This is a genomic window from Microcoleus sp. A003_D6 (genome assembly GCF_036702825.1).
In the GTDB taxonomy this organism is placed as follows: Bacteria; Cyanobacteriota; Cyanobacteriia; order Cyanobacteriales; family Microcoleaceae; genus Microcoleus.
The window spans coordinates 29,430-54,192 of the sequence record NZ_JAUBWA010000021.1; the positions used below are offsets into that span (position 1 = coordinate 29,430).

The following is a 24,763-nucleotide window of genomic DNA, read 5'->3' on the forward strand; positions in this document are numbered from 1 at the left end:
TCATTAAGTACAGCAGCAGCTATATTGTGTGGTGTTAATCCTCCGGGTGCGTCGCTGCGAGATATTAGACCTCTTGCAAAAATAACTAGGACGGGCAAGATGCCCATCCCACAAAATTTTTTTTCTTGTGGAATGGGCCGGAGAGCCCGTTCCAGAATTTAATTAAAAGGATTTTTGCAAGAGGTCTATTGGATAAAACTTGCTCGCCAGACAGATGGCGACGCACCTTACACGGGCGATATCAAGATTGTGTGTACTACATATACATGGAATATGCTGTATTATCCTGGAGCGCAAGACTGTAAACAAAAGTGCGATAATGTAAATTTGCAAATCATTAACGATTGGAGGCATTATTTGCAACAGACTATTATTAAACTCTTGAAAAGAGGCTTTAACCAAGATAATTCTACCCTGAATTATCAATTAACTTTATCAGAAGCGCTAGCTCAAATTGACAGATTATTTGGTTGCGAGCGCATCCTGAAAGAATTCGACACCAATATTACAGTACCTTACTACACTCAAAGCGAGTTGGGCTATCGTTTCTATCATTCCGAGCGAGACGCCATACACATGGCTTTAAACTTTGATGGTGTATTTAAAGCAGATGGTTACTACGTCCAACCTCAAATAGTCGGCGCACAAATCGATCGGCTTTTTGCTAAAGATGTTTTAGAAATTGGCTGCGGTAAAGGATTTAACAGTCAATTTTTGGCAGAACGATATCCAAACGTTAAATTTACTGGAGTAGATTTGACCCCATTGCATATTAAACTTGCCACGCAAAAAACCACTAAAATCAATAATTTATCCTTTAAAATTGGGGATTTTAACCAACTTGATTTTCCCGATGAATCATTTGATATTGTGTTTGCTTTCGAGTGCTTGTGCCATGCCAAACAACCCCAAAAACCTCTAGCAGAAATTTTCCGAATCTTGCGTCCGGGCGGTCAACTGATTGTGTTTGATGGTTATCGCAAAGCCCCACTCGCAACATTTGATAGAGACTTGCAAATGGCTACCTGTTTAACAGAAGCTAGCATGGCAGTGCAGCATGGCTTTGCTGAAATCGAGAATTGGCTCGCTCTCGCAAATTCCGCAGGTTTTCATGTAGAAAAAAGCGAAGATTTATCTTTTGCTATTCTACCAACCCTTGGGAGGTTAAAAAAAATATCTCTCAAATTCCTAAAGTCCTATTGGCGAGCTAAGGTCATCGCTTTTTTACTGCCAAAATATTTAGTCAGAAACTCGGTTGCTGGTCTGTTAATGGGGTTTATTTTGGAGCCTCTAACAGGTTCTTGTAGTTATTACAAATTGATTTTGTGTCGCCGGAAAGTTTAGGGGAAATTGTTGAAAACGACCTAGCAGATAATTTGTTCGCTTTGATTAATTATTGTATAATTTGCGCTCTGCGGAGCGGGTGTTCCCAACCATAATTGTTGAAAACTAACTATCTCGTAAGCCCACCCGCCCAGAGACTTATCCTTTCATGTATTCGGCCATCTGCTGTTCCAGCCTAGCCAGCAATGTATCAACATCCGTCGCAGCTTCCTCAAAACAAACAGGAGGTTCAGGCTTAGGTTCAAAAAGAATCAACTTGATTTGACCTTCGCCGATCGCCAAAATCGCCACTTCTTTCTCAGGTTTGTGAGCGTTCAACACACCTACAACTTCTTGAATATGGCTTTTTACTTGACGGTTCAACTCTTCAACCGCCTCTTTCTTACAATACACAAAACGCGCTGTTTCTGCAATATCAATTGCCAAAATTTCCTCGCTTTCTTCTCCCCTTTCTAGAAATAGTCCCCAAGCCAAAGCAGCCAATTCATGTTGATTAGCTTTCACAAATTTATCTAACTTGCGACTCCAGCTATTTTCGTTGCGTTTGGACTCAGGGCTATCAAATAGAAACATTTTTTCTTCTTGTTTGTATAGACTAATATTTTACAGTCAGTTGTCAGTTGTCAGTTGTCAGTTGGCAGTTGGCAGTTGGCAGTTGACTGCTGTCATTAGTTACCCATGCCCAATTCCCAATTACCAATTAGCAATTACCCAAAACCGCTGCGTTTCTATTTTATACCAGATTGCACGCGCCAGAGCGACGCATAAATTCCGTCCTGTTCGAGAAGTTGTTCGTGCTGCCCCGATTCTACCACTATCCCCTCATCCATCACACAAATGCAATCGGCATTGCGGACAGTAGAAAGACGGTGGGCGATCGCAATTGTAGTGCGATTCTTGGTAATTCGTTCGAGCGATCGCTGAATTGCCGCCTCAGTCTCGTTATCCACCGCTGAAGTAGCCTCATCCAGAATCAAAATCGGCGGATTCTTCAAAACAGCCCGCGCAATTGCAATTCGCTGCCGCTGTCCCCCCGACAATTTTTGACCGCGTTCCCCTACAATAGTGTTGTAACCGTCCGGCAATTGGGCGATAAACTCGTGCGCTTCGGCAATTTTCGCAGCATTTACTATCTCTCGATTGCTAGCCTCAAAACTGCCGTAAGCAATATTTTCTGCCACCGTACCGTGAAACAAAAACACATCTTGACTCACCAATCCGATCGCTCTCCGTAAATCTTTTAAATTCAGGTTATTTAATTCTATACCGTCGAGGTAAATATTGCCGTACTGTACCTCGTACAGCCTCAAGATTAGCTTCACCAAGGTACTTTTTCCCGAACCAGTAGCGCCAACAATCGCAGTAGTTTTCCCCGCCGGCAGAGTCAGAGAAAAATACTGCAAAATCGGTTTTCTTTGATTGTAAGAAAAGGTAACATTTTTAAATTCCAACTCACCCTTAATCGAACTAACCGGCCGCCGAATATCACCCGTGCGAATTGCGATCGGAGTATCCAACAAATTCATCACCCGATTAGTAGAAGCCATTGCACGCTGGTATTGATCCAGAGTATCTCCCAGGCGAGTCAGCGGCCACAGCAACCGCTGGGTCAAAAACACCAAAACGCTGTAAGTTCCCACCGACAACCTGCCCGCCACCACCTCCAAACCGCCCAGAAATAGCGTTGCAATAAACCCCAAGAAAATCACAACCCGAATCAGGGGAATAAACGCAGCCGAAAGTACGATCGCCCGTCGGTTGCTTTGGCGGTAAGCTTGGCTTTGTGCTTCAATCCGCTGAATTTCATAATCTTCGGAAGTAAAACTTTTAATAGTAGTAATTCCCATCAAATTATTCGACAGTTGCCCGTTCAGAAAACTCACCTTTTCCCGCACATCAGCATAGAGAGGAGCGAGGCGGTTTTGAAAGGCGATCGAACCCCAAATAATAAAAGGTATCGGCAGCATTGACAGCCCAGCAACACCAGGAGATGCAGCAAAAAAAGCCGCGCCAATCACAACAACCGTTGTAATTACCTGAATTACCTCATTAGCGCCGTCGTCCAAAAAACGTTCGAGTTGATTGATATCATCATTGAGAATAGAAATTAAACCGCCCGTGCTGCGTTCTTCAAAATAAGCTAATTCTAATTCCTGCAAATGGCTGTAAGCTTCCAGACGCAAATCGTGTTCGATATCCTGAGCCAAATTGCGCCACAAATAATCATAGGCATATTCAAAAATAGATTCCAAAGCCCAAACAATCAAACTAACAAAAGTAATAATTGCCAGTTGCCAAAAGACATCTTTTATTCCCCACTGAGCGAGTATAGAATCTTGCTGTTTCACCACCACATCAACGGCAATACCGATTAATGCTGGCGGCGCTAAATCAAAGAATTTATTCAGCAGCGAACAGATACTTGCCAGCCAAGCTTTCAGGCGGTAGCGGCGTCCGTACTTCAGCAGCCGCTTTAGGGGATGGACAGGTTTTGGTGGATTTGGTGACAATTGAGGATGGGGATAATTGGACAAGTTTGAGATTTTGCACTTACTTTCATGGATTTTGGAACGGGCAAGATGCCCGTTCCACAACCTGTGAAATTGTCTTTGGAACGGGCAAGATGCCCGTTCCACAACCTGTGAAATTGTCTTTGGAACGGGCAAGATGCCCGTTCCACAACTTGTGAAATTGTCTTTGGAACGGGCAAGATGCCCGTTCCACAACCTGTGAAATTGTCTTTGGGAACGGGCTTCTTGCCCGTTCCACAACCTGTGAAATTGTCTTGTGGAACGGGCTTCTAGCCTGTTCATAAAACCAGTTTTTGAGAACAGACAAATCAGCCTAGGCTTTAAACGTTAACACTGGCTTCATTTTAGCGACTATCCCCACCATTTGCGCCTCAACCTGAACGTCAATTACTGGTTGAATTGGCTTGTAAGCAGCCGGTGCTTCTTCGATTCTGCGTTCTTCGCGCAAGGTAATGCAATCTACGCCCGTTAATCCCAAAGCACTGTCACTTTTGTCAACACCTTTGCGACTCATATCGAAGCGCGATCGCGCCCTTCCTGCACCGTGAGAAGCCGATCGCAAAAATCGATCGTTCCCCGAACCAACCAGCAAATAAGACGGTGCGCCCATCGAACCGGGTACAATTACAGGCTGACCGGAATGTGCGGGACAAGCGCCTTTGCGAGTCACCCAGCCGGCACCTTCAGCTAAGGTAATATTGTGAGGCACATCGTATACCAAGGGAGCTTCGACATCGCCGAAAACTTGCCGCAAACGCAACCGCAGAAATTCTGCTAGCAGCAAACGGTTGATAAAACCGTAGTTAGCGGCTGTTGCTTCCGCTTGCAGGTAGCTGCTTACAAGTTCGGGATTTGCTGCGACAGACAGCGGAAAAAGCCCGGATTCAGGATGTTTCAGGGTTTTCGGCCAGGCTTCGCGGGCTCGATCGCGCCACATTCCGCCGATGTATTTGCCGACATTCCGCGAACCCGAGTGAACCATGAAAGCGATTTGTCCCGATCGAACTCCCCAAGTATAAGCCGTAGCTCGATCGATAACTTCCTCAACCACTTGAATTTCGACAAAGTGATTGCCGCCGCCGATAGTACCTAAGCCGCCATCCCTGACTAACCCGTCGTTTGGGACTAATTCTGCGGGGGCCCATTTGACATCGCCATTCATGGAACCGCCGAGGAAAATGCGATCGCACTCTGCGGCCAACTGATCGAAATCCGAATTAGCCGCGCTGCCGGTTGCCTCGTCTAGCATAGCATCCAGCCATCCGGGAATCCCGTGTTGGAACATCGCGCGAGCAGTTTTTGCAGTCATGCTGACATCGCGAGTACCGAAAAAATAATCGCCTTTGAGCAATTCTACAAATCGATCGCGCTGACTGAGGAATTGTTCGATCGACAAATCCGCAACGTGTAACCGCATCCCGCAGTTAATATCGGAACCTGTAGCTGCCGGAATCACCATTCCTGCTGTTTCTACAATAGAGCCGATCGCTACCCCCGCATCCCCCGGATGGAAATCTGGAGTAGCGCAAGCGCGGCAAACGCAGCCGCCTTGAGGGTGTCGAACATTCGCCAAATTTGCTAACTGTTTCAGTGCCTTTGCTTCCACAGGAAAATCCTCTGGGAGTAAAACTTCTGCTGTTTGAGCATCGGCATCTTGCCACTGTTCTTTCAGAGAACTCTTGAGACAAATCGAGTAGACTTTATTGTCGTAACTAACATCAAGACCTTGCCGAGACAAAGCTCGCAAAAGCCTGTTCAAGTTTTTTGGCTGCTGCATAAATAGTCTGTTGCGGGTTGCAGTGCAACCCCCAAAAGTTGAAGAGATTTTTTAGTAAACAAAAGACTTGGGTTCAGCAGCCGCAATCTTTTTTAAGATAAGTTGAAAGGCAACTTTTCTAATGACTCAATTTATAACATATCATTTTTGATATGTCAACCCTTTCCTTGAATTTTTAATAAATATATATGCTTTACAAAGCGGTGTCAGAAACCCGGTTTTTACCTAGAAAAATCGCATCCCAACCAAAGATTTTGCGAACAAACCGGGTTTATTTTGCCAGCGCGTCATCCACGATTCCAGCATTCATTGCCAGGAAGTACAGGCAATCCCCCCTAGTTGCCAATCCCCACTTAAAGAAAATACCTAACTGTCGTCACCACCCGACTTTTTTTAGCCCGCAAAGCCGCTTTCAAGAAAAAAGCAGTTTGGTTGTGCAGCAGTCCCTCCCACCAATTTCTGGTCACAAAAGCCGGAATTATCAGCGTTAAATATACTCCCGGTCGCTGCTCTTCAAACAAAGTCAAAAAGTGCGTCAAAGCCTCACCAACAGAACGGTAAGGCGATTCCAGAATTTCCAAAGGAATGTCAGACTGCAAATTTTGCCAAGCTACTTGCAATTTTGCTCGATCGGTCAAACCAATATCCACGTGAACTGCCACAACTTCATCAGCAATTAAACGAGCGTAATCGAGGGCCTCGAAAGTTCCTCGGTGCAACTGCCCCACTAACACCACTGCCGGATGTGTCACCGCCTTAACTCTAGGTCTGGGAAGATAAGACCTCGGTTCTATTCCCTGAATGCTCAAGCGAGCCGCTACATACCGATAGTGCCGGTTAATAGCTAAAAATAGACTGACTGCGATCGGAATAGTTACTACGACAACCCAAGCTCCCAAAAGGAATTTTGTAGCAATAATTACACCCAAAACTCCCGTTGTTGCCACTGCACCAATACCGTTCATTACAGCACTAACTTGCCAACCTTTACCTCGTTCCTTAAACCAGTGAATTACCATTCCCGATTGGGAGAGAGTAAAAGAAGTGAAAACTCCAACCGCATACAGGGGAAGCACCGCACTTGTATTGCCTCGAAAGATGATAATTAAAAGAGCAGCGCAGAAGCTTAGCAGATTAATGCCATTAGAATAAACCAGGCGATCGCCCAACAGCGACAACTGCCTCGGCAAGAACCCGTCCCGCGACAAAAAATAACAAAGTCGCGGAAAATCCGCATAACTCGTATTCGCAGCCAACAGCAAAATTAACAGAGTTGCTGCCTGCAAATAGTAATAAAATATACCCACACCAAAAATCTGTTTTCCCAATACAGAAAGGAGCGTTTCATGTTCTGTAGGAATCACCTGATAAATATGAGCCAAGTAACTAATCCCCAAAAACATCGCTCCCAGAATTCCCCCCATATAGGTCAAAGTCAGGCGCGCATTTTTCCATTCAGGAGGCTTAAAAGCCAACACCCCGTCTGATATGGCTTCAACTCCAGTCAGGGCTGTACAGCCCGCCGCAAAGGCCCGCGCCAGCAGAAATAATCCCAAAGGTTCCTTAGCTGGAATATTTTGTAATGTCGGCATAACCTGACCTGTTGCCTGTTGGAATAAACCGCAGCCAATCAAGATAAAAATGCCAGCGATAAACGCATAGGTGGGAACCATAAATATATTGCCAGATTCCCGCAATCCCCTGAGATTGGCAAACATGATTAGGACAATAAAAACTAAGCACAGTTCAATTGTGTAGGGGTGCAGCGAGGGAACTGCTGAAGTCAAAGCCGCCACCCCAGCCGAAATACTGACAGTTACAGTTAAAATGTAATCAATCATCAGCGAAGCTGCTGCGATCAAACCGGGATAAATACCCAAGTTTTCTCGCGCCACAATGTAAGCGCCGCCGCCGTTGGGGTACGCTTTAATTGTCTGTCGGTAAGACAGCGCAACGATCGCCAAAAGTAAAATAATAATTCCAGAAATAGGCAGCGATAAACTCAAACTGCTACTCCCCGCTAGTAACAGTACCAGCAGAGTTTCTTGAGTAGCGTACGCAACAGACGAAAGCGCATCGGAAGCAAGAACAGCTAGTCCTGTAGCGTTGCTCAGCCGTTCGTGAATAGATGCGCTAGTGGGGAGAGATTCACCCAGTAAAACTCGCTTGAGTCGAGAATAAGTGTACATTGAAACTCAATATATAGGCGTCCACAAATCATAATCGAGACGGGGACAGTTTTAAGCAATTTTTGGCTCACAAGTTGTAATTCTGTCTCGCTTGTTGAGTCAGCTTCAGCTTGTGTTCGAGAGCTTGCCAATTTTCGGCTTCGATATCGCTGATGAACTCGTCGAGACAGTCGCGGTAAATAAAGAGCGATCGCAACAATTCCTCTCGATTGTACTTTGCCACCATCACTCCCAGCTCGGGATTGCCGCCCCCAACGCGGCTCGTGTCCCGAAAACCCGAACTCGCCAAATGTTGGGCTAAATTAACAATATCCCGATCGCCCTCAAGAGCGACCGCAGCAACCAGCGTCGCGCTCGCCACGAGCGGCAAATGAGAAATCCAAGCCACAGCTCGATCGTGCTCTTCCGGCTCGCATCGGTAAACTTTAGCACCCAGTAACCGCGCAATCTCCTCAACTTTATCCACCGCAGCCGCCGGCGTTTGAGCCTGCGGCGTCACCACATAAGGCCGGCCCACAAACAAATCCCTTACCGCCGCCTCAATCCCGCTTTCAGCAGTCCCCGCCATCGGGTGTCCCCCCACAAAATTCGGCCACAGAGAAGACACAGCCTGCACTATAGGTGTTTTTACAGAACCGACATCCGTTACAATAGTATCAGGGGAAAGATACGGCACCAACTCTCGGACGATCGGCTCGATCGACCCCAGAGGCGTGCAAATAAAAACCAGATCGGCTGCTGCCATGTCAGACAGGTGTATGCTGGCTTCGGCGACAACACCGCGAGCTTGCGCCCGATCGCAAGTCTGCTGCCGACTCGAAACCCCAAAAACATCAAACCCGCGCGATCGCAAATCCAGCCCGATCGAGCCGCCAATTAAACCAAGTCCTACAATACCGATATTCATAGCAATAAAATGGGGATAAATGATACGGTGCCGCCCCCATGACAGTCGAGGAACTCCTGAAAAAATATGCCGCCGGAGAAAGAAACTTTGCCGGAATCAACCTGACTGAGGCCAACCTCAGCGGCGTCAACTTGAGCGGAGCCAACCTCAAGGGTGCGAATCTGAGTGTAGCAAACCTCAGCGGAGCAAACCTCAGCGGAGCAAACCTGACCGGTGCCAAACTCAACATCGCCAGACTCAGCGGCGCCCATCTCGGCGGCGCAAACCTCACCGACGCCGACCTCAACGTCGCCTACCTAGTGCGAGTTGACCTCAAAAAAGCCACACTCACAGGAGCAAAACTGATCAGAGCCGAGCTAATTAGAGCCGAACTCAGCGGTGCGAACCTCAGCGGAGCAAACCTCACCGGAGCCACCCTCACCGAAGCCACCCTCCGAGGAGCCAACCTCGCTCAAGCCAACCTTCGAGGCGCTCACCTCAGCGGCGCGTCCTTGACAGAAGCCAACCTCGAACAAGCCAACCTGCAAGGTGCCGACCTCAGCCGAGCCGACCTCAGCGGCGCAGACTTGCGAGGCACAGAACTGCGACAAGCCAACCTCACTCAAGCCATACTCAGCGGAGCCGACCTCAGCGGCGTCAATTTGCGCTGGGCCATCCTCAGCGGCTGCAACCTGCGCTGGGCAGACCTCAGCGAAGCCAAATTGAGCGGCGCCGACCTCAGCCGAGCCGACCTCTGTCACGCCAACTTACTCAATGCCAGTTTAGTTCACGCCGACCTGTCAAATGCCTATCTCATTCGCGCCGACTGGATTGGAGCCGACTTAACCGGAGCCACCTTAACCGGAGCAAAACTCCACGCAGTTTCGCGGCTCGGAATCAAAACCGAAGGCATGACCTGCAAGTGGGTTGACCTCAGCCCCAACGGCGACCACAGCCAAATTTACTGGTTAAACTCTGGAGGAACCCAAGAATTTTTTCACTCGTCCTTGCCCACAGTTAGGATTGTGATTGACTCGCCCTTAGACCAAGGCGCTCATTTTGCCCTAGCTGCAACTTATTACCAAATTGCCCAACAATACCCGAGTTTAAGTCAGCCGCCCACGATCGAAGTCAGCTCCAGGCGCACCGTACTCGCCTTTAAAATGGACAGCGACGATAAATTATTTGCCACCGCTTACGTTGCCATCATTCCTTTTAACGACGCCGCCACAACTCAAAAAAACCTGATTGCTTTGATGAAAATGATTCAATCTCACGATGCAGGCAAACTTAACGTCAAAGAATCCAAACACGTCCAGTTATGCAGCAAAGCTCTCAACCAAGCTATTAGCAAAGTAGACCAAATCAAAATTTCAAGTTCTTTTCCAAAAATCGGCGAAAGCATCAATTTCTTTCAAATTCCTACACAGATGATCTTAATTAATTCCCGCGATCAAAGACTCAGTGTATATCACCATCCAGCCTTCGGCAAGCGGCTGATTAAAAAATACGACCCGAACAACTCAACCTCCGGCAAGTTAGTCGAAAGCACAAAATTGGGCCAAGCTAATATCACTACCATTTTGGATTTTATAAAAGGCTTCCACAATATAGATGTCTAGGCATATTGCATCAAGTTGCAAACAAAAAAATAAACGTAAAGCGGAAAGCTCAGCGTCTTTAGACCTGAGATGTAAGAGGCACGGACGGTTTCAACTGCCTTCAATTTTTCCTTGATTTTAATATTTTTTAACAAAGTGAGTGTCAAATATAATGTAATATAAATAAAGGAGGTGAGACAAAAATGTTTTTAAGTTGCCAGTACAAATTACGCCATAGCAATCAACAATCCGATAAGTTATCAGGCTGGTTAGATATGCTAAGAGCTACCTATAATTGGTGCTTGCCAGACAGAATTGATGGATGGCGTCAACAGTTCTTGATGGGGGATTATTGTGACTTAAGAGCAACGGTAGAAATTACGCCTTTAACCTGTAGTTTAGTAAAAGGCACTCAACTTGCAAACCCCTGGAAAACAAGATTTGGGAAAGCAAAAAAAAAAGGCGAAAAAAAACGGTCGCGCAAGCGTTCTGCGTCATTGATGCAAGACGCAAATCTGATAAATTTAAAGGTTAGCCGACCATTGTTAGCAAATCTGATGCTGTTGCCGTTGAAGATTTGCAAGTCAAAAACATGATGAAGCGGTGCAATCCCGTTAAGTCTGAAACAGGAAGATTTTTTCCTAACGGTCAATCAGCTAAACGCGGTTTAAATCGTTCTATTTCCGAGGCGAGTTGGTATGCGTTAACCCAAAAAATTGAGTATGTGGCTGCGAAGTCAGGCAATAAATTATAGATGGTTAACCCACGGCACACCACCCAAACTTGTAGTAAGTGCAGGCACGTTGACAAAGAGAACCGCAACGGTGAAAAGTTTATTTGTATTAATTGCGGACATATCGAAGATGCCAATTTGCAAGCCGCAAGGAATGTAAAAACCAAGGCAATAGAAACTTATGGGTTAACTATTGCAAAGAAAGTTAGATCGAAAAAGGTACGGGTGGGCCGATCGGAACCAGTGCAATTAAATCTTTTTGAGATTAAATCGCGCGAACGCTTGTCAGAAAACACGCTGCCCTCAAAAGGCAAACGGCGTGCGGGCTATTCCCCCAGAGGTATTTAGTTGTCTCTTTGGGATGTTAAGGAAGCAATTTCTTAAGAATCTCAGTGTCTTTAAACCTGAGACTTTCAAAAAAAATACTTATTCTAGTTTAAAGGTTGGCACAACAAAGCTTTGTTCTAGCTAGCACATCAGGGAAATTGAAAAGCATGGATGCCGAAGAACTCATCGCCAAATACGCAGCAGGAGAAAGAGACTTTACTGCCATTCTCCTTTGCGAGGCAAATCTCAGCAGGATCGATCTGAGCGGGGCTAATTTCAGCGAGGCAATCTTGAGCCTCACCAACATGAGCGGCACCAATCTGTCAAACGCCAACATGAGAAAAGCCAAACTCAATGTTGCTAGACTCAGCGGTGCCAATCTCAACAAAGCCAACCTCAGCGGCGCTATCCTCAACGTGGCTAACTTGATTCGAGCCGACCTCAGCGAAGCGCAACTCGTCGAAGCCACACTGATCAGATCCGAACTGATCCGAGCCGACCTCAGCGTTGCAAACTTGAGCGGTGCAAACCTCAGCGAAGCAGATTTGAGAGAAGCAACCCTCAGAGAAGCCAATCTAGAGCAAGCCGACCTCAGCGGCGCTCACCTCAGAGGCGCTACCCTGACAGCGGCCAACTTGGAACGGGCCAACTTGCACAGAGCCGACCTCAGCAGGGCAGACTTGCGAGGAGTCAACCTCTGCAATGCCGAACTCAGACAAGCTAATCTGTCTCAGGCCAACCTCAGCGGCGCTGACTTGCGAGGCGCTAATCTCCGGTGGGCTGACCTCAGCGGGGCGAACCTGACCGGTGCTGACCTCGATGAAGCGAGATTGAGCGGGGCCAACTTGTACGGGGCAAATTTGAGCAATGTCAATTTGTTGAACGCTACTCTGGTACACGCGGATTTGACTCAAGCGAATTTGATTCATGCTGATTGGGTAGGCGCAGATTTGACGGGGGCGGCCCTGACGGGGGCAAAAATTTACGCGGTGTCCAGGTTCGGTCTGAAAGCAGATGATATTACCTGCGATTGGGTTGACCTGAGTCCCAACGGCGATCGCAGCCACATTCAGCGCTTTACGCCTGAAGAATCTCAACGGTTTTTTAATGCTACACCGCCGACAGTTCAAATTATTGTCGATCGACCCCTAGACCCCGACGCTAACTTTGTCCTCGCGGCTACCTACCGCCAAATTGCCCGTCAATACTCGGGTTTGAGCAATCCTCCCAGCATAGAAGTTAATTCGCGGCGCACAATCATCTCATTTAGAATAGACCAGGACGATCAACTATTTCTCACAGCTTTCGTTGCCATTATTCCCTTTAGCGACGCGGCATTTACTCAGAAAAATCTCATTACTCTGATCAAGATGATTCAACCCCAAAGCGGCAATAACCTGGGCGTCCGAGTCTCAAATCTGGTAGTGCAATTGAACGTGACCCTGACCAAAACAATTAGAAAAATAGGGGAAATGAAAATTCAGCCGGTTCGCCTCGATCGCGAACTGGTATCGAGTTTTTTCCAATCGCCTACCCAAACTGTACTGGCTAACTCCAGCGCCGAAAGTTTGATGGTTCACTATCACCCCGACTTTGGCAGAAACTTGACAAATTTGCCGGGAATCAACAAAACCTCGATCGGGCCGGCAATTAAAGCCCAAAGATTCACAACCCCGCCGCTAAATACGGTAGTTGAGTTTGTCAAAAGCTTTTATCAGCTCGGTGAGTAAATACTATAAATTAATTTGAGATAATTTCTATGTCACAGAAAAGTTAGCCGCGAGCCCTCTCATTCAGGTAAAAACCATGGAAGCTGAAGAACTTCTAAAACGATTTGCCATCGTCAAAAGATACACAGAAGGCGACAGAAATTTCACAGGAATCAACCTGAATGAAGCTAATCTCAGCCGCATCAACCTCAGCCAATCAATTTTAAGGCGGGCTAGCTTATTTATCACCAACCTCAGCGGCGCTAACTTGAGCGAAGCTGACCTCAGCGAAGCTAACCTGAATGTGGCTAGACTCAGCAGCACCAATCTTTCGGGGGCAATCTTAAACGGGGCTAATCTCAACGTAGCAAACTTAGTGAGAGCCGATTTAAGTGCAGCTCAATTAATCGGAGCATCCCTGATTAGAAGCGAATTAGTGCGCTGCGAACTCAGTAAAACTAACTTCAGCGGCGCTAACCTGACTGAAGCAGATTTAAGAGAGGTAAAAATGACGGAAGCTAACTTGTGCGGTGCTAATCTTTCCGGTGCTAATCTCAGAGGTGCTTCCGCTTCATCAGCTAACTTTCAAGCAGCTAACTTGCACGGCGCGGATTTGACAAAAGCAGAACTTAACGGCGTCAATTTGAGCAATGCGGATCTGAGACAAGCTTCTTTGCAGCAAGTAAATCTGTGCAGTGCCGATTTGAGCGGAGCTAACTTCAAATGGGCCGATTTGAGCGGAGCTAACCTCAACGGCGCCGATCTGAGCGATGCTAAATTCACCGGAGCTAACCTCAACGGAGCAGATTTAAGAAATACTAATTTAGCAAATGCTAGTTTGGTTCACGCTGATTTGACAGAAACCAATTTGATTAACGCAGATTGGGTGGGAGCTGATTTGAAGGGGGCAACTTTAACAGGGGCAAAACTGTATTTGGTTCCCCGGTTTGGCATCCTCGCCGATGATATTACTTGCCAGTGGGTTGACATCAGCCGCGCAGGCGATGGCACTCAGATTCAACAATTTAATTCGCCTTCAGAAGCGAGAAAATTTTTAAATCACACGCCCGGGTTGGTGCGAATTGTGGTTGACGCACTTTTAGATTACTCAGCAAACAGCACTTTAGCAACAGCTTACAGCGAAATAGCTCGGCATTACGGGGCAATGAGCTGTCCTCCCAATATTGAAGTCGGCTACCGCCGAACAACTATCACTTTTAGATTTGATAGCGACGAGCATTTATTGCCAGCAGCTTTTTTAGGGATTCTTCCTTTTAATGACGCCTTAGAAACTCAGAAAAATATTGTGACGGTCAGCAAAATTATCGAAAGTCAAGATTTGGAAAAAAAACGGATAGTGCAGTTGTATAAAGCATTGAATGCAGCGATGGATAATTTAAATGAGGTGAAAATAAAGCTGCAAACAGCACTAAATGCCGATCGGCAAACACAGTTTTTTCAGTCACCTACCCAAACTATTTTAATTAGTTCGGGGCAGGAGATTTTGACCGTGCAGTCTCACCCGAAGTTTGGTAAGCGAGGTGGAAATCATCAGGAGAGTAAATTCAGTTTGCCTGTAGGTCAAAAAGTAGTTGATTTTATCGCCAGTTTTGATTATGTTGATTGAGGAATGTCAACAGTACAATCGATTGATTGAGGTAGAAGTCCACAATTCGCTGCTCCGTTTCCTGCGATCGAACTCCGAGCCGCACTGGCCCCACAATTTAACGATGGCGCGGCTCGTGGCGCGGGCTTTGCGCTTGGGGCGCAGCGCTCTGATCCAAACGGGGCTTCCGGCTGGAGCTTACCGACAGCGGTATCGAGTCAGCTATTTGATGCCGATTTTGATGTGGCCGCAGCCTGTGATTTTGGTGGCGCCGGCACCGCTGCTGGAACATTTGCAGGCGGTGGAAATTCCGCGCTTGCAAGAGTGGCTGCAAACTGAGCGGCCGATCGAGAGTTATTCGGATAATGCCACTGGACGAGGATTGATGCTAGCAGATCCCGAGTCTTGGCTGGCGGCTCGCTTGGCGGCGAATTCGGAACTTCACAGCAATATTCCGACAATTATTGACGGTGTGGATGACTTGGAAGTTTGGACGCGCCAGCAATTGACTGCGGGTTTGCAACCGGCTGACTGGAATGATTTAATGCAATCTGGGCCAATGCTGGCGGATGAAATCAGAGAAGCGCGAGTGTTGCTAACGCGGGCTTTCTTTCAGCATCCGGCGAAACCTGACGAGTGCTATTTGCTGGAAACCGCAGAGCAAAATATTTTGAAGGGGCTGTTTGAAAGGATCGAGCCAAACTCGCTGATTCCGGCTGCTTGGAGCAATTTTTGGCAGCGGTGGGAAACAAACGGAAGACTGCGGTGGGCTCAAATTAATCGATCGGCAGGGTCATTTTCTCTGTTCTGCGCGCCGGTTCAGGTGGCTGAGGTTTTGAGCAAAATTTGGTCTTCTGTGCCTGTGGTTTTGATTGGGGGGGCGGTGGATGTGGAACCGAAGGCTCCGCTCTTCCGGCAAATGATGGGATTGCCAGAGTTGACGAGCGTTAAGTTTTCGCCCGATCGACAAAGCGAATTAATTCAACTGTACATTCCCAACTGGCTGCCGCTGCCGAATACGCCGGAATTTCAGGGTGTTTTAATTGAAGAAATTCGGACTTTGCTGTTGATGAGCGCGTCGGTGGCGGGTTTAACGGTGCTGATTGTTGGTGATGTACCGCTCAAGGCTAGGCTGGCGGCGATTTTGGCTTCTGAGTTCGGTTCTCGGGTGCAGGTTGAAAAGACTGATGTGGGCGAGAATGCGATTTTGGTGACGGGGTGGGAGTTTTGGCGGGAACATCAGGGGGAATTGAGGGCGCCTCACTTGCTGGCGATCGCAACTTTGCCATTGCCTTCTTTGGAAAATCCTTTGGTGACGGCGCGTGTGGCTTATTATAAGGAGCAGCGCAGGGATTGGTTTCGGTTGTATTTGCTGCCGGCGGCGCTGAATGAGTTGCAGCGGGCGATCGCGCCGGTGCGAGAACGTCAAGGAGTGGTGGCGATTTTCGACAGCAGGGTGATTCACCGCAGTTACGGACAGCAGATTTTAGCGGCTTTGAGTCCTTTTGCGAGGATTGATTATTTGGATACGACTTGGCTGACGCAGGCTTGAGATGACCTGTTGGCGTATAATTTGGTTAGGTATTGAGTTGAAATCTAATTTAGCAGACAAAGATTATGGGTGAAGCTAAGCGTCGCAAAGAGTCGATCGGCGACGAATACGGTAAAGAAGAACGCATCCTTCCCTGGCTGCCAATCACGAAAACCCAAAGCGAAGATTTTGTGAAGTGGACAAGTCGCGGAAGCTGGATTGGGATTAGCCTGTTGGTGGCTTGGTGGATTGTAGTGCGGTTTGTCGGCCCAGCGGCTGGTTGGTGGGTGGTTGATTGATGGCAGACTCGACAAATGCCTGTATTCTTGGCATTGTGTCGAGTTTAACTCGGAAACAAGTGGCTGAATTTTTAGGAAAATTTTAGTTGCAAAGTTGGAGTTAGTATGGTATCTTAATTATCTGCGGGCAATTAGCACAGTGGTAGCGCACTTCCTTCACACGGAAGGGGTCACAGGTTCAAATCCTGTATTGCCCATACTTTTTTTGTATACTGACAAATTAAATTTCCTTGTTGATACATGGATGTCGTCAAGACAAATTAGATGTCGTTATGACAAGAGGTTGAAGTTTTTCTGTATCCTATTGGGCGTTGCCTAAAGTTATGAAAGAGGCAATGATTTCTTAGTTGGCGGTATCAGCACAGTCCTCATAAAGGAGATGAGTCTTCGATCGCCCTTCTGGCAATGTGTGTGCAACATTCGGAATACAGCCGCTTTTAAGAACGCTCGATCGCTAATTCCCATTTCCTCATATAAAGTTGCATAACGATCGATCCCATCCACCAATTCTTGGTCAGAATTAGGCACAATGTTTGCAGATTTACACCAATGCTTAAAATCATCGAGCCAGCTCTTGAATTTGGGATCTAGCACGTCTTTTTCATATCGTTCTCGGATGTGGAACACCTCATCCCAAGTAAGTACCTCTTCAGTGTTCGATTCAAATTCTATTTGCCATCTTGGTGCTTGACCAATTGTTGTAAGTGTGCCAGCAAAAGGCTGACTGTTTTCGAGAGAAAGTTTGGTTCCTGTAGAGTTATATGGATCAAACGACTTGCGACGAGTACCGTCATCCCTAATAAGAATGTCCTTAGCGAGTTTGTAGCGAGAATTGCATTTATTTCCCATTGGAACAAGGTTACGCAAATTTGAAGCTGCGAATGGGTATTTACTTTCTGCCAAGTAATGATCCAATGCCTCACGAGGTATTCTGGGTGCATCAAAGTTCTCACATCCGCAGAAAGGACATGTGTGAGAGGGAACTGCATCATAAATCACTTTGTAATGCGGATCGCGAATGTCCAGATCGGTGAGAAGTTCAAACGCAAATTTAAAAAGTTCTTTCACTGGCTCACGAATAGTTTGTGGCAGGTCAGTGATAGCCTCACAGTTATGCTGGCAAGACAAGAGGAGAGCGATCTCATTTTGGTCATGAAGCGCTTGAAGGATTTGTTCCTGTTGTCCAAGGGTAAGGTTTTCTAGAGCCGTCCGGTAGGTATTTAATCTGTCTTTCAGTCCTGTACGCCTGTGCAGTCTTTTGCGGTAAAGTTCTGGAATAATTTCAGGCCAGTCTGGCAGCGTTGTTGCTGGATTTAGACTGGCATGGATTGAATGCAGAATCTCGCACAAGCATTCGTGGAGCCAATTTTCTGCTGTTGCTTTAATGGGATATCCAAAAAGCATCCTACACCCCATCCCTATTTGTTAGTTGCCACAATCGATCGGCAAGAAATGCTTTCTCGACAGAATCACCTAGACCCTGCATCCCTTCCCTGATATCTTCGGGATTGTCACTCTGCATCAGCTCTTTGATCTCGTCGAGAGGAACTTGTGACATAGGCGGACGGACGTTAAAGCACTCCTCAATTATCGTATCGAATGTAGTGCCAAATGTTTCAATATTGGGATTTTCGACTTGAATCTTTTCTTCTTCATCTTTGCTGAAAATAAAAACTTTCTCTCTGTGCATATCCGACGGAACGAAGGGCGAGTGTGTTGTCAGCAAACACTCTTGTTCAGTAGCTTTGGCAGATTCTCTGCGATCGCCATCTTGCGTAGGCAGATCGAGTATTCGGGAAATGAATTTCACCCGCCATAGCGGATTGAAATGCGACTCAGGCTCATCAAGCAGGAACAGCACATTAGGAGATGACAACATACAAAACATCCCAAGAATCTGCCCAAGCTGATGCTCGCCATCTGAGAGTGATACGTAGTCCACCTCTTTGCCAGTTCTTTGTGCAGTAAACATAACCCGTTCAAATCGGAAAACCTTATCCTCATCTTGAGGCTCTGGTAGACGTGAAGCAAACCTTCTCGATTTAGTATCTTTCTGAAATCTATCCCGCGTCTTCTTCGGAAGCACCAAATCGTTTAACATTGCAAGCTTGTGGAATGACGAGTACAGATCGAGCGTGTTGTTCCAAAAGGATTGAAAGGCGGTTTTCGTCTCATCATTGATCCAATAGTCAAAGATGTATGTTTCTGTTTTTTCGTCATAGGTGTAGCAGGTAGCGCAGCGTTTGAGCTGCTTGAGATAAGTTTCCAGCTCATCGGTTAGTTGTATCCCTTTGCGTGTGCTTTGTGAGCTGCTTCTGCTTGGAGCCTTGGAAGTTCTGTGTGCAAGTTGGACTATGCAACGAAATGAATGCAAGTTTTCTAATTTTGCATCCTCTAGCAAGAACTTCCACTGAGAATCATTACCCAATAGGAGATTAGCGACAAGAACCTCAAGATTCGTTCCATAGTCAATCAGCATCAGCCGAGTATCTGGAACGAGTTTTGACTCGTTTAATGCACTTTCTCTGACATCCTTCGCATAACCGCTGCGACTGATTAAGAATGGTAGGCTGAACGTTTCGTTGTCGCCTGACGTATAGCCAACAACTTTTTGAGGCAATAATGCACGAGTCTCAGGAGCCTTCAGATCGCAGTTTATCCATTCGTATTCCTCTTCATCTCTCTGCTCAACGATCAGAGTCGGACGATTTTTACCACTGGTTTGCCGCCGTGAAATGCGGACGCGGACAGGTAACTCGTGATTCTCTGGGCGAATGAGGTACTCAATCTCGAATTGTAGGTCAGGATTTCCTTCAACACGTTCCTCCTCGCCAATGCACCTGTGGAATATAGACTGAAAAATCTCTGCTAGTACCTGCAAAAACTGAGATTTACCTGCACCATTCGGCCCAATTAGACATAGAGGATCGAAGGCGAAATAGTCACTTAATGGACTTCGTAACGGTAAGTCAAGCCCATCAAGTAGTCCGCCGCAGGTTTTAGCTGCAATGATGTGAACTCTTAAAAGTTTCATTTGCCTGCCCGAACGAAACAAATCGCTCGCTCCTCTCGATCGAAGACTTGCGTAAGACTCGGCTCGGCTTCACTGAGGAGTGCAAACAGAATGTCCTTCAGTGAGTCGTAATCACCAGGGAGGTTGTCACGTAGTTCATCAAATGAAAACTCGTCCTTGGGTAATTGGCGAATTGCTTCCTTAACAGATTCTTCGGTCATCTTGGTCATTGTTTGTTTTCTCGAAGCCTGGGGTCTCTTCGGTTTGGGGGGTTGTGCTGCTCGTTCAGCGCGAATCCGATCCAACAGCACTGATGCTGGTTCATCGTTGGGGTCTTGGGGTACCAATTCGCCACGAAAGGCTTTAGCCAAGAGCACGGGTGTCAGACGCTCGACTTGAGCACGAGCCTTTTTGTAGCGGGCTTCTAGGCGATCAGCAAAAGCAAATAAGGCTTCGCAGCGACGAACAATCTCTGCTTGTTCTTCTACAGGTGGCAGTTCAAACTCAAATGCTGCCAGCTTCCTCGCATTTATATTTGACTGACTGATGGCATCAGATTTAACGCGCCAGCAGTAATCACGCCCTGCTGGACTGTTGAGGCAGTAGTTAAGATAGTCAGAAAGTAGATCGGCACGACAGCGAACGCGAATAAGGTAGCCTGCATAGATAGCGGGTCGTTCGCCTTTATAGACTGCTGTCTTGCCCACTAATTCAGGACTATTGGTTCGATTAAATAGTACGTCTCCAGTAAGTAATCGATATTTCTCAATTTCCTTTGTATCAGACGTGAAGACCAGATCCTGCCAATCTAGCTTGCCCTCTTGAAGGTTTCCCATACGCAATACGGGAACAGAACCTGATGGTGATGACTTAGCGGACGATCCATAGCTAAATTCTGATGCAACATCTTCAAGAGAAACCCAACGTGCCATCTTGTTAGTGCTGTGTATGTCCCGCCAATCCTCGGTGAGTTGTCCTGATGTTGCTGCTGCAAGTACGGCTTGGCGGAAGCGTTTGAGGATGCTGGGAATGCGATCGAGCCTCTCTCGACAAGCATCTACCCGCGCAAGCAGAGCATTGAGCTTATCAGCAATGCGTTTTTGTTCGTTTAGGGGAGCGATCGGAATCTGTATAGAAGCGATGGCTAGCCGACTAAGTTCTATTTGATTCGTTGTACCAGTAGCAAGACTCGAAATGTTTTCTTGGATTTCAGGGCTTTGAATCCAGGAAAACAAGAAACGAGGCTCTATTACTGCCTGGTTGGGTCTGACAATAGTAACGTGGCTGTCTACGACCTTTGGTGGTTCTACGTCGTGTTGCGTGACTAAACATGCTCGTCCAATTGTTCCTGTACCCGTGCTGTTCCAAAGTACATCCCCAATGCGGATGAACCGCTCCGGTGTCCAAAGATCGAACTGAGCGGGATCAACGTATTTAAGATGTTCCTGTTGAATACCGAACCATCGGATCGCTCTTTGATTTACCACCGGAAGAATGCTGTGATGGGTATATTTCGGCGACTTGCCACGAGATATGTATTCGGTGACATCGGCGAGCGTTGCTGTTACCCATCCTGGAGGTTGTTTGCTCACACTTCTACCTCCTCACCCAACTCCTCCAGAATTCCGCGCAGTTGTTCCATCACCGCTTCCAGTTCACCCATCGCTTCTTGTGCGAGTGCTGCTGGTTCAGGCAGTTCATCAGTTCCGCCTTCGCTTTCATCATTGAGCCAAGAAATGTCCAGACTGTCACCAAGTTCTGCTATCGAGTCGCGGGTAAATTTTCTGAAACGCCCTTGCTCACCAGTATCTACACGCTTGGCAAGACTCACAGGGCTGCCGAGAGGGTCATCGCCAAAGGCAACTTCAAACTCGGCAAAATGCTGGCGCGTGAGTTGGGTGCGCTTACCAAACTGCGACATATTGGTACGCAGGTCGTATACCCAGACTTCTTGGGTGTTACCTTTTGCCTTCTTGCCACGAGTAAAAAACAAGATGTTAGTCTTAACTCCCTGTGCGTAAAATATTCCAGTCGGTAGACGCAGAATAGTATGTAGGTTGCACTTGTCCATCAGGTCCGATCGAATCTGTTTGCCTATGTTGCCCTCAAACAGTACATTATCAGGCAACACCACCGCAGCGCGACCACCCGGCTTGAGACCTTGGTATATGTGTTGCAGGAAGCAGAACTGTTTATTGCTGGTAGGAAAAGTAAAATCCTTGCGAGTAGGTAAGCCACCCCCTTTCTTGGAACCAAAGGGTGGATTCGAGAGAATTAGCGTTGCTTTTGGCAAGGCTTCTCCCTCGAACGAGAGCGTATCGCCATAGTGGATACCAGCCCCTTGTGGGTCAAATTCAATTCCATGCAACATCAAGTTCATTAACGCTAAATGGTGCGTGTCTTGTACGTGTTCCATGCCGTAGAAAGTATTGCGGCGGTATTTGCGTTGCTGTTTTTCTGTCCAGCTATCTGGGTCGCTGTTTTCATGTATGTAGCGATTAGCCGCGATCAAAAAGCCACCCGTACCTGCTGCCGGGTCTTGAATAATGTCTTCTAGCGTAGGGCGCATGATATGGACAATGCTGTCGATCAGCGGACGGGGTGTGAAGTATTGACCAGCACCGGACTTTTTTTCATTAGCATTCTTCTCTAGCAGCCCTTCATACACATCGCCCAGACCTTCCTGCTTCGCGCTGTACCAGTCAAGCTTATTGATCTCAGTGACCAGCGTAGAAAATGTGGTGGGCTTTTTGATGGAGGAAGTAGCATTAGCAAAAATTTCTTTAACGAGTGTAGAACCGCGACTACCAAGGTGGATCAACAGCAGCTTGTAGAACTCCAGGCGCTCAAGAGCGGCTTTACCTTCTAGGTCATCCCAGCGATAACCATCTGGAAGTTGGTTCTCCGTGCTGGTCTCCTTGGCCATCTTGAGGAACAGCAGGTACGTGAGTTCGATTACGTACTGGTGATAGGTCACTCCGTCGTCCTTGAGGACGTTACAGAGATTCCAGAGTTTGGCAACGATGTCGTGGGTGATGTTATTCATAAGCAAAGTTATTGTACCTCTTGCTCTGCTCAGGCAACAGGTTTTTGCCCCAGTTTAGGGAAATTAAAACTCGTCCATTCGTTTCCGACATCCCAGAAATAACGTCATATCCCCATTACTTACAAAAGCAAAGGCGCGAAAACTCTGGTGCTTCTCAATTTTAGTTACTTAGTCCACTTTATACTACACATATGCTACAATAACATCGTAGCGTGTGCCCCCGCAGGAGGTTCCCTCATGGCAAATGCCAATATTTCCCAAAATTTCAACTTAATCATCCCCGCAGGAACCCAAATTGTCACCAAAATCGAGGTCAAAAACCCCGCCTGCGACCAATCTTGGAAACCGGGATTAGTAGGCGTCATCATTCAATCGCCTACGGACAATTCCCACGCATATTTAGTCAAACTCCCAGACGCAACAGAAGTTAGTCTGCGGCGGCACGAACTCAGCATCCGCAAGCAGTTTCAGAGCGAAGGATTGCAGTCAGGAGGAGATTTTCTGGCAGAATACAACCTCTATGATTCTGTAATTTACCGCTGCATTGTTGGTTCGAGAGCTTACGGTCTCGATAACGAGCAATCTGATACAGACAGACGCGGGATTTACCAGCCGCCGGCAATACTTCATTGGTCGCTTTACGGCATTCCAGAACAATTGGAAAACAAGGAAAATCAGGAATGCTATTGGGAACTGCAAAAGTTTTTAGTTTTGGCACTAAAAGCTAATCCAAATGTGCTAGAATGTTTGTACACGCCTTTAGTAGAAACACTTTCTCCTGTAGCACAAGAATTGCTCGAAATTCGGGAAATCTTTCTTTCTCAATTGGTTTATCAAACTTACAATAGCTACGTTTTGTCTCAATTTAAAAAGATGGAGCAAGACCTCCGCAATACCGGGGAAATTCGTTGGAAGCACGCGATGCACTTAATTCGCTTGCTGCTGTCAGGAATTACTGTCCTCAAGGAGGGGTTTGTGCCGGTTCGGGTGCAGGATTATCGATCGCAACTTTTATCTATCCGCAACCAAGAAATATCCTGGGATGAGGTGAATCGCTGGCGGTTGAGCTTGCACGGTGAGTTCGATCGCGCTTTTGCTGCAACTTCCTTACCCGAACGTCCTAATTACGAGAAAGCGAACCTGTTTTTGATTGAAGCGCGTAGAGGTGCGATCGGCTAAAAGGGCGGGTTTACGAGATTGTTAATTTGTGACATATATGGTTGGTAAAACCCGCCCCTACAGGTATTTGCGATTGTTTAACCGGAATTGAAATTAGCATTGATAAAATGTTGAAAAAATGACAGAATACATCTCCAATCTCGCCCAAATTATCTCCGTTCAACCTTATCCGCTGCTGTTTGCGACTGTCAGCGGTTCGCACTTATACGGGTTTCCTTCCGCAAATTCTGACTTTGACTTGCGGGGAGTACATATCTTACCGCTACCGAAAGTAATTGGACTGATTTCGGGAGACGAAACAATCGAAGTTTCGGAAGTTCGGGAGGAATTGGAACTGGATTTAGTCACTCACGATATTAAAAAGTTTCTGGAGTTGCTGTTGAAGCGCAACGGCTACGTGCTAGAACAACTGTATTCGCCGCTCATAGTTTACACTACAAAGGAACATGAGGAATTAAAGGCGATCGCCTCGAACTGCATCACCAAGCACCACAGCCACCACTATCTCGGTTTTGCTCAAACTCAATGGAAATTGTTTGAGAAAGAACGCCCGCGTCGCGTTAAACCGCTGCTGTATGTTTACCGGGTGTTGCTGGCTGGAATTCACTTGATGCAAACGGGGGAAGTCGAGGCGAATTTGGTCAAACTTAACGAGAAGTTCCAGTTGGCGTATATTCCTGATTTGATAGATCGCAAGCTGGGCGGGGAGGAAAAATCTGTGCTGGAAGATACAGATATTGAATTTTATCAGCAAGAGCGCGATCGGCTAATTAATATATTAGAAGATGCAAGTTTTACAAGTCATTTGCCGTCAAATCCTAATGCAAAGGTTACTCTTAGCGATTTTCTGGTAAAGGTGAGAATGTCATCTGTGAACTAAGCTGTTCCACGCCTAATTAGTCGTTTGGTGCAGCAAGCAGCCTACATATAGCAATCCTTGCAGGAGTCGTAAATTTTTTACCCCACCCCAACCCTCCCCGAAGCCGCGGGGA

General features: G+C 46.9%; 20 protein-coding genes and 1 tRNA gene. 12 read left to right on the forward strand and 9 right to left on the reverse strand.

The window, feature by feature from the left end:
• Positions 1–174 precede the first annotated feature (174 nt).
• Positions 175–1,344, forward strand: a complete 1,170-nt coding sequence (locus QUB70_RS08600) for a class I SAM-dependent methyltransferase (RefSeq protein WP_332979637.1) — start codon at positions 175–177, stop codon at positions 1,342–1,344.
• 138 nt (positions 1,345–1,482) lie between these two features.
• Here QUB70_RS08600 and ccmS read toward each other — a convergent pair whose 3' ends face one another.
• From ccmS to QUB70_RS08625, 5 genes are all read right to left on the reverse strand, one after another.
• Complete coding sequence (gene ccmS, locus QUB70_RS08605) at positions 1,483–1,917, reverse strand: beta-carboxysome assembly chaperone CcmS (RefSeq protein ID WP_332979639.1); 435 nt, start codon at positions 1,915–1,917, stop codon at positions 1,483–1,485.
• Positions 1,918–2,072: 155 nt separating this feature from the next.
• Positions 2,073–4,157, reverse strand: coding sequence for an ABC transporter ATP-binding protein (locus tag QUB70_RS08610; RefSeq protein ID WP_332979641.1), 2,085 nt, complete (start codon positions 4,155–4,157; stop codon positions 2,073–2,075).
• Positions 4,158–4,188: 31 nt separating this feature from the next.
• The gene (locus QUB70_RS08615) at positions 4,189–5,652 is read right to left on the reverse strand and encodes an RtcB family protein (protein ID WP_332979642.1); all 1,464 of its coding nucleotides are present in this window, start codon (positions 5,650–5,652) and stop codon (positions 4,189–4,191) included.
• A gap of 353 nt (positions 5,653–6,005) precedes the next feature.
• On the reverse strand, positions 6,006–7,841 hold the full coding sequence (locus QUB70_RS08620) for an APC family permease (RefSeq protein WP_332979644.1): 1,836 nt from the start codon (positions 7,839–7,841) through the stop codon (positions 6,006–6,008).
• Positions 7,842–7,908: 67 nt separating this feature from the next.
• Positions 7,909–8,748 (reverse strand): prephenate/arogenate dehydrogenase, encoded by an 840-nt coding sequence (locus QUB70_RS08625; protein ID WP_332979645.1) that lies wholly within the window; start codon positions 8,746–8,748, stop codon positions 7,909–7,911.
• Positions 8,749–8,786: 38 nt separating this feature from the next.
• On the opposite strand from QUB70_RS08625, the gene QUB70_RS08630 reads away from it, so the two are divergent.
• The 9 genes from QUB70_RS08630 (at position 8,787) to QUB70_RS08670 (ending at position 16,730) form a co-directional block, all read left to right on the forward strand.
• A complete protein-coding gene (locus QUB70_RS08630; RefSeq protein WP_332979646.1) occupies positions 8,787–10,349 on the forward strand; it encodes a pentapeptide repeat-containing protein in 1,563 nt (520 codons plus the stop codon).
• Between the two features lie 182 nt (positions 10,350–10,531).
• The gene (locus tag QUB70_RS08635; protein WP_332979647.1) at positions 10,532–10,924 is read left to right on the forward strand and encodes a helix-turn-helix domain-containing protein; all 393 of its coding nucleotides are present in this window, start codon (positions 10,532–10,534) and stop codon (positions 10,922–10,924) included.
• Positions 10,921–11,082 carry a hypothetical protein gene (locus tag QUB70_RS08640; protein ID WP_332979650.1) on the forward strand — a complete coding sequence of 54 codons (162 nt, stop codon included), beginning with the start codon at positions 10,921–10,923 and terminating at the stop codon, positions 11,080–11,082. The genes QUB70_RS08635 and QUB70_RS08640 overlap by 4 nt, the downstream gene beginning before the upstream one ends.
• On the forward strand, positions 11,083–11,409 hold the full coding sequence (locus QUB70_RS08645) for a zinc ribbon domain-containing protein (RefSeq protein WP_332979651.1): 327 nt from the start codon (positions 11,083–11,085) through the stop codon (positions 11,407–11,409).
• A 146-nt stretch (positions 11,410–11,555) separates the two neighbouring features.
• Positions 11,556–13,118: a pentapeptide repeat-containing protein gene (locus QUB70_RS08650; protein ID WP_332979652.1), complete on the forward strand. Its 1,563-nt coding sequence runs from the start codon at positions 11,556–11,558 to the stop codon at positions 13,116–13,118.
• Between the two features lie 76 nt (positions 13,119–13,194).
• A complete protein-coding gene (locus QUB70_RS08655; protein ID WP_332979653.1) occupies positions 13,195–14,724 on the forward strand; it encodes a pentapeptide repeat-containing protein in 1,530 nt (509 codons plus the stop codon).
• Positions 14,714–16,255: a helicase C-terminal domain-containing protein gene (locus QUB70_RS08660; protein WP_442927740.1), complete on the forward strand. Its 1,542-nt coding sequence runs from the start codon at positions 14,714–14,716 to the stop codon at positions 16,253–16,255. Before QUB70_RS08655 ends, QUB70_RS08660 begins: the two co-directional genes overlap by 11 nt.
• A 65-nt stretch (positions 16,256–16,320) precedes the next feature.
• A complete protein-coding gene (locus tag QUB70_RS08665; RefSeq protein WP_332979654.1) occupies positions 16,321–16,533 on the forward strand; it encodes a DUF2839 domain-containing protein in 213 nt (70 codons plus the stop codon).
• 125 nt (positions 16,534–16,658) lie between these two features.
• Positions 16,659–16,730: transfer RNA gene (locus tag QUB70_RS08670), tRNA-Val, on the forward strand.
• A 124-nt stretch (positions 16,731–16,854) separates the two neighbouring features.
• On the opposite strand, the gene QUB70_RS08675 is transcribed toward QUB70_RS08670, so the two are convergent.
• The 4 genes from QUB70_RS08675 to QUB70_RS08690 are packed head-to-tail and all read right to left on the reverse strand — an operon-like array spanning position 16,855 to position 22,592.
• Entirely contained in the window at positions 16,855–17,937 is a 1,083-nt protein-coding gene (locus tag QUB70_RS08675) for a hypothetical protein (RefSeq protein ID WP_332979655.1), read from the reverse strand.
• 1 nt (position 17,938) lies between these two features.
• Positions 17,939–19,567 carry a restriction system-associated AAA family ATPase gene (locus tag QUB70_RS08680; protein WP_332979656.1) on the reverse strand — a complete coding sequence of 543 codons (1,629 nt, stop codon included), beginning with the start codon at positions 19,565–19,567 and terminating at the stop codon, positions 17,939–17,941.
• A complete protein-coding gene (locus QUB70_RS08685) occupies positions 19,564–21,138 on the reverse strand; it encodes a restriction endonuclease subunit S (protein WP_332979658.1) in 1,575 nt (524 codons plus the stop codon). Before QUB70_RS08685 ends, QUB70_RS08680 begins: the two co-directional genes overlap by 4 nt.
• The gene (locus QUB70_RS08690; protein ID WP_332979659.1) at positions 21,135–22,592 is read right to left on the reverse strand and encodes a class I SAM-dependent DNA methyltransferase; all 1,458 of its coding nucleotides are present in this window, start codon (positions 22,590–22,592) and stop codon (positions 21,135–21,137) included. The genes QUB70_RS08685 and QUB70_RS08690 overlap by 4 nt, the downstream gene beginning before the upstream one ends.
• 237 nt (positions 22,593–22,829) lie before the next feature.
• Here QUB70_RS08690 and QUB70_RS08695 point away from each other — a divergent pair, with 237 nt between their 5' ends.
• Positions 22,830–23,771 (forward strand): nucleotidyltransferase domain-containing protein, encoded by a 942-nt coding sequence (locus QUB70_RS08695; protein WP_332979661.1) that lies wholly within the window; start codon positions 22,830–22,832, stop codon positions 23,769–23,771.
• Positions 23,772–23,889: 118 nt separating this feature from the next.
• Positions 23,890–24,651, forward strand: a complete 762-nt coding sequence (locus QUB70_RS08700) for a nucleotidyltransferase domain-containing protein (protein WP_332979663.1) — start codon at positions 23,890–23,892, stop codon at positions 24,649–24,651.
• Positions 24,652–24,763: the final 112 nt, after the last annotated feature.